4 protein-coding genes are annotated in these 6,102 nt (G+C 67.6%); all 4 read right to left on the reverse strand.

Translation table 11 applies throughout. The annotated features are described in order from the left end of the window. Positions 1–283 precede the first annotated feature (283 nt). A complete protein-coding gene (gene gyrB, locus H261_RS22140) occupies positions 284–2,734 on the reverse strand; it encodes a DNA topoisomerase (ATP-hydrolyzing) subunit B (protein ID WP_008622238.1) in 2,451 nt (816 codons plus the stop codon). Continuing rightward, positions 2,734–3,915, reverse strand: a complete 1,182-nt coding sequence (recF, locus tag H261_RS22145) for a DNA replication/repair protein RecF (protein WP_008622239.1) — start codon at positions 3,913–3,915, stop codon at positions 2,734–2,736. The genes gyrB and recF overlap by 1 nt, the downstream gene beginning before the upstream one ends. Further along, entirely contained in the window at positions 3,912–5,030 is a 1,119-nt protein-coding gene (gene dnaN / locus H261_RS22150) for a DNA polymerase III subunit beta (RefSeq protein ID WP_008622240.1), read from the reverse strand. The genes recF and dnaN overlap by 4 nt, the downstream gene beginning before the upstream one ends. A 116-nt stretch (positions 5,031–5,146) precedes the next feature. Beyond that, a partial coding sequence (gene dnaA / locus H261_RS22155) for a chromosomal replication initiator protein DnaA (RefSeq protein ID WP_008622241.1) occupies positions 5,147–6,102 on the reverse strand: 956 nt, incomplete at its 5' end.

A 6,102-nucleotide genomic window follows, 5' to 3' on the forward strand; every position in this document is an offset into this window, starting at 1 on the left:
ACGGCTTGTTGGGCAGCAGCGGCAAGATGAGGTCCCATTCCTTGTCCGAAAGATCGAAGCGGGCCATGAACAAACTCCCTTCCGTTTGGGAGTTTGAATCACAACCCGGCCTCAATGGGAATCCTGTTTATGGGTACAGAACCTAGCCAAAATTTGTGTTAGCCGCCATTCCCGTCGATTGCGGGGGGGCATGTGGCAGGCCCCTTTCACATTATGCGTCACGAAATTTCAGGTTATGTGTCGCAATTTCAGGTTATGCGTCATCCTTCACCGACAAACACGCCTACACGTCCAGGTTCGAGACCTTGAGCGCGTTGGTCTGGATGAAGTCGCGGCGGGGTTCGACCACGTCGCCCATCAGGGTGGAGAACACCTGCTCGGCGTCGTCGGCCTGGGCCACCTTGACCTGCAGCAGCGAGCGGGCCTGGGGGTCCAGGGTGGTTTCCCACAGCTGTTCCGGGTTCATCTCGCCCAGGCCCTTGTAGCGCTGGATGGCGATGCCGCGGCGGCCCTGCTCCATCACGGCGGAGACCAGGGCGACAGGGCCGGACAGCACCGTCTCGCGTTCCTTGACCTGCAGGGTGGCCGCCCGGTCGAAGGTCTCGCGCAGGCGGGGCGCCAAATCGTGCAGGCGCCGCGCCTCGGCCGAGCGGATCACCGCCGAATCCAGATGGTGGGTCTCGGTGACACCGCGCAGCGTGCGGGCGAAGGTGTAACCGTCGCCTTCCACCCAGGTGCCGGTCCAGCCGCGCTCCAGCGACGTTTCCAGCGCGTCGAGGCGGCTGGCCAGTCCCTGGGCGATGGCCGGGCCGCGCACCGGATCGGTCAGCAGGGTGGAATCCAGGGCGTCGGCGATGGCCGCCTGCTCCACCAGCTTGAGCGGCAGGCGCCGGGTCAGCGGGGTCAGCAGGTTGCGCACCGCGCGGGCCTGCTCCACCAGGGCCCGCAGGTCGATGGAAGCCACCTGGACCCCGTCGGCCAGACGCAGCACCGCGTCGGACAGGCCGCCGTCGATCAGGTATTCCTCCAGCGCCCTATCGTCCTTGAGATAGACCTCGCTTTGCCCCCGCTTGGCGCGGTAGAGCGGCGGCTGGGCGATGTAGAGGTAGCCGCGCTCGATCAGCGCCGGCATCTGGCGATAGAAAAAGGTCAGCAGCAGGGTGCGGATGTGCGAGCCGTCGACGTCGGCGTCGGTCATGATGATGATCTTGTGGTAGCGCGCCTTGTCGACGTTGAAGTCCTCGCGCCCGATGCCGGTGCCCATGGCGGCGATCAGGGTGCCGATTTCGGCCGAGGACAGCATCTTGTCGAAGCGGGCCCGCTCCACATTGAGAATCTTGCCCTTCAGGGGCAGGATGGCCTGGTTGGCGCGGTTGCGACCCTGCTTGGCGGAGCCGCCGGCCGAATCACCCTCGACGATGAACAGTTCCGATAGCGCCGGGTCGCGTTCCTGGCAATCGGCCAGCTTGCCCGGCAGGGTGGCGATGTCGAGCACCCCCTTGCGCCGAGTCAGTTCGCGGGCCTTCCTGGCCGCCTCGCGCGCCGCGGCGGCCTCGACCACCTTGGTGACCACCTTGCGGGCCTCGGCCGGGTGTTCCTCGAACCATTCGGCCAGCTTCTCGCCCACCAGGTTCTCCACCAGCGGCCGCACCTCGGAGGAAACCAGCTTCTCCTTGGCCTGGGACGAGAACTTGGGGTCGGGCATCTTGATCGACAGCACGCAGGTCAGGCCTTCCCGCATGTCGTCGCCGGCCAGGTTGACCTTTTCCTTCTTGGCGATGCCGGAATCGTTGGCATAGGCGTTGACGGTCCGCGTCAGCGCGGCGCGGAAGCCGGCCAGATGGGTGCCGCCGTCCTTCTGCGGCACGTTGTTGGTGAAGCACAGGCAGGTCTCGTGGTAGCTGTCCGTCCATTCCATGGACAGTTCCAGGCGCACCACGTCGCGCTCGGCGGAGATCTGGATGGGGGCGTGCAGCGCCTCCTTGGAGCGGTCCAGCCACTGGACGAAGGCCTGGACGCCACCCTCGTAATGCAGCACGGCCTCGCGGCTTTCGGCGTGGCGCTCGTCCTTCAGCGTCAGGGTGGCGCGCCAGTTGAGGAAGGCCAGTTCGCGCAGGCGGTGCTCCACCGTGTCGAAGTCGAATTCCGTGTGGGAGAAGGTGCCCTTGGACGGCAGGAACATCACCTGGGTGCCGGTGCGGTCGCCGGACTCGCCCACCACCGCCAGCGGCGCCTCGGGCTCGCCGTGGCGAAAGCGCATGAAGTGCTCCTTGCCGTGGCGCCAGATGCGCAGTTCCAGCCATTCCGAGAGCGCGTTGACCACCGAGATGCCGACGCCGTGCAGACCCGACGAGATGCGGTTGGAGTTCTGTTCGAACTTGCCGCCGGCATGCAGCTTGGTCAGCGCCACCTCGGCGGCCGAGATGCCCTCCTCGGGATGGATGTCCACCGGGATGCCGCGGCCATTATCGGTGACCAGCACCGAGCCGTCGGCGTTGAGCACCACGTCGCAGCGGTCGCCGAAGCCGTTCATGATCTCGTCGACGGCGTTGTCCACCGCCTCGTAGATCATGCGGTGCAGGCCCGAACCGTCGTCGGTGTCGCCGATATACATGCCGGGACGCTTGCGCACCGCCTCCAGACCTCGCAGCACCTGGATCGAGCCGGCGCCGTATTCCTCGGCTCCGTTCGCGCTGGCGTGGGGATCGTTGGGGATCATGGGTTCGGTGCTCATCACGTCATTACCTCGTCAGGAGTGACGGTGGCGTCCGTCACCCGGAAAAACTGGGCCCTTGCCCCGAAACCGGCGAACAGCAGCGCGTCGGTTCCGGTCATCCAGCTCTGCGCCCTGAGGCCGCACAGCTCGTCGAACAAGGCCGCCCGCCGGACATCGTCCAGATGGGCCGCCACCTCGTCCAGCAGCAGCAGCGGCGCCCTGCCGCCCGCCCGGTCCTGGACCCGGCCCTGGGCCAGCACGATGGACACCAGGACCGCTTTCTGCTCGCCGGTGGAGCATTGCCCCGCCGGCAAATTCTTGGGCACATGGCGCACTGCCAAATCCGAACGGTGCGGACCGCAGGTGGCGGCGCCCGCCGCCTCATCGCGCGCACGCGCGAGTCGCAGCGCGCTTCTGAACCTCTCCTCGGCCTCCTCGGGGGATTGTCCCCCGGCCAGCCAGCCCTCGACCTCGCCCTCGACCGCCAGACCGGCGGCGGGGAACGGCCCCAATCCGGCACGGCAGGCCGCATCCAGACGGCGGATACTCTCCACCCGCGCCGACGCCACCCTGGCGCCGTGCCGGGCCATGCCCTCCTCCAGCGCCGCGATCCAGGCCGGATCGGCCCGGGGCCCGCCATCGCGGGCAGCGCGCAGCAGGCGGGTGCGCTCGCGCATGGCGTGCTCGTAGGCACCCGATTCGGCGCCATGGCCGGGCACCAGCCCGAATACCAGACGGTCGAGGAAGCGCCTGCGGCCGCTCGCCCCCTCGATGAACAGACGGTCCATGGCCGGGGTCAGCCACAGCGCCGAAACCAGCCCGGACAGGTCGCCGGGCTTGGCCGGCTTGCCGTCGATGCGCACCGAGCGGCGCTCGTGGCCTGCCTCGCGGCCGGTACCGATCTCGACTCGTCCCGCCGCTCCATCCAGGGAGGCCGCCACCGCCCAGGGCGAGCCGGCCTCCAGCCCGTGGCGGGTGATGTCCGCCGCCCCGGCGCGGCGCAGGCCGCGGCCGGGAACCAGGAAGGACAGGGCCTCGAGAATGTTGGTCTTGCCGGCGCCGTTGGCGCCGGTGAGCACCACCGGCCGGGCATCGGTCTCGAGGCGCAGCGTCCGATAGCAGCGGAAATCGGCCAGCGACAGGCGGCGGATCGCCGGCCGCCCGGTCTCGGCCGCGCTGGTCAACAGGCCGCCGATCACACCCTCATGGGCATCAGCACATAGATGGCGCCGCCGTCGGTCACTTCGCGCACCACGGTGGGCGAGGCGGCGTCGGCCATGGCGAAGCGGGCCGATTCACCCTCCACCTGGGCCAGGATGTCCATCAGGTAGCGCGAGTTGAAGCCGATCTCCAGCGGCGTCGAGGCGTAATCGGCCTCGATCTCCTCCACCGCGCTGCCGTTCTCGGCGCTCGACGCCGACAGGGTGGCGGTACCCTTTTCCAAGGCCAGCTTGATGGCGCGGCTCTTCTCGGTGGAGATGGCCGAGACGCGGTCCACCGCCTGGGCGAAGCTCTTGCAATCGACCACCAGCACCTTGTCGTTGTCGGCGGGGATCACCCGTTCGTAATCGGGGAAGGTGCCGTCGATCAGCTTCGACGTCAGCACGGCGTCGCCGAAAGCGAATTTCAGCTTGGTCTCGGACAGCGACACGGTGATCTCGCCGTCGGTCTCGTCGATCAGCTTGCGGATCTCGGCCACGGTCTTGCGCGGCACGATGATGCCGGGCATGCCCGCAGCGCCGTCCGGCAGGGTGATCTCCACCCGGGCCAGGCGATGGCCGTCGGTGGCCACGGCGCGCAGCACGTCGACGCCGTCGCTGGCGGCGGCATGCAGGTAGATGCCGTTGAGGTAGTAGCGGGTCTCTTCCGTCGAGATGGCGAAGCGGGTGCGGTCGATCAGGGTCTTCAGCTCGGCCGCCGACAGCGCGAAGCTGAACGGCAGGTCGCCGCCCGACAGAACCGGAAAATCCTCCACCGGCAGGCAGGCCAGCGAGAACTTGGACCGGCCGGAGCGCAGGGTCAGCTGGCCACTTTCGGCATCGTGCTCGATCTCCACCTGGCTGCCGTCGGGCAGCTTGCGCACGATCTCGTAGAAGGTGTGGGCCGGGGCGGTGGTGGCGCCGGGGCGCACCACGTCGGCGGGCACCGCCTCGATGATGTCGAGGTCCATGTCGGTGGCGTTCAGCGACAGCTGGCCGGAACGGCCCTCGAGCTTGACGTTGGACAGGATCGGAATGGTGGTCCGGCGCTCGACGACGCTCTGGACGTGGGCCAGCGACTTCAACAGCGCGGCGCGCTCGATGGTCAGTTTCATGGCGTTCTGCTGACTACCCGATGTGATTCATTACTGCCCCCCTGAGGCAGGGCTGGGCAGTATATCACAGGCGCCGGAGTCCAAAAGCGATTTCGGGCAACGGGGCGGAGCAGGTCTTATCCCTGCAGCATGCGGCGCAGCAGCTCCACGTCCTCGGCGAAGTTGTGGTCGCATTCCTTCAGCTCCTCGACCTTCTTCACCGCGTGCATGACGGTGGTGTGGTCGCGGCCGCCGAACTTGCGGCCGATCTCGGGCAGCGAGCGGGACGTCAGCTGCTTGGCCAGGTACATGGCGATCTGACGGGGTCTTGCCACCTGGCGCGAGCGCCGGGCCGAGGACATTTCGGCGAGCTTGATGGTGAAGTGCTCGGCCACCTTCTTCTGGATCTCCTCGATGGTGATCCGGCGGTCCGAGGCGCGCAGCAGGTCGTGCAGCACTTCCTGGGTGGTCTCGAGCGTGATGGCGCGGCCCACCAGCTGGGAATGGGCGACCACGCGATTGAGCGCGCCCTCCAGCTCGCGGACGTTGGAGGTGATCTTGTGGGCCAGGAATTCCATGACCTTCTGGGGCACCAGGGCCCCCATCTGCTCGGCCTTGGACTGCAGGATGCCGAGGCGCAGCTCGTAGGTGGTGGCATGGATGTCGGCCACCAGGCCGCAGGCCATGCGGGACCTCAGGCGCTCCTCGATGCCTTCCAGGTCGCTGGGCGACTTGTCGGCCGAGATGACGATCTGGCTGCCCTGGTCCACCAGGGCGTTGAAGGTGTGGAAGAACTCTTCCTGGGTGGCGTCCTTGCCGGCGATGAACTGCACGTCGTCGATCATCAGCACGTCGACCGAGCGGAACTGCTCCTTGAACGACATGGTGTCCTGGCCGCGCAGCGCCCGGATGAAGCGGTACATGAACTTCTCGGCCGAGAGATACAGCACCGAGCGCTCGGGGCTGCGCTCGCGGATATGATGGGCGATGGCGTGCATCAGATGGGTCTTGCCCAGGCCGACGCCGCCATAGAGGAACAGCGGGTTGAACGACACCTGGTCGGCCTCGGCGACCCGCCGGGCGGCCGCCCAGG

It is taken from the genome of Paramagnetospirillum caucaseum, assembly GCF_000342045.1.
Taxonomy (GTDB): Bacteria; Pseudomonadota; Alphaproteobacteria; order Rhodospirillales; family Magnetospirillaceae; genus Phaeospirillum; species Phaeospirillum caucaseum.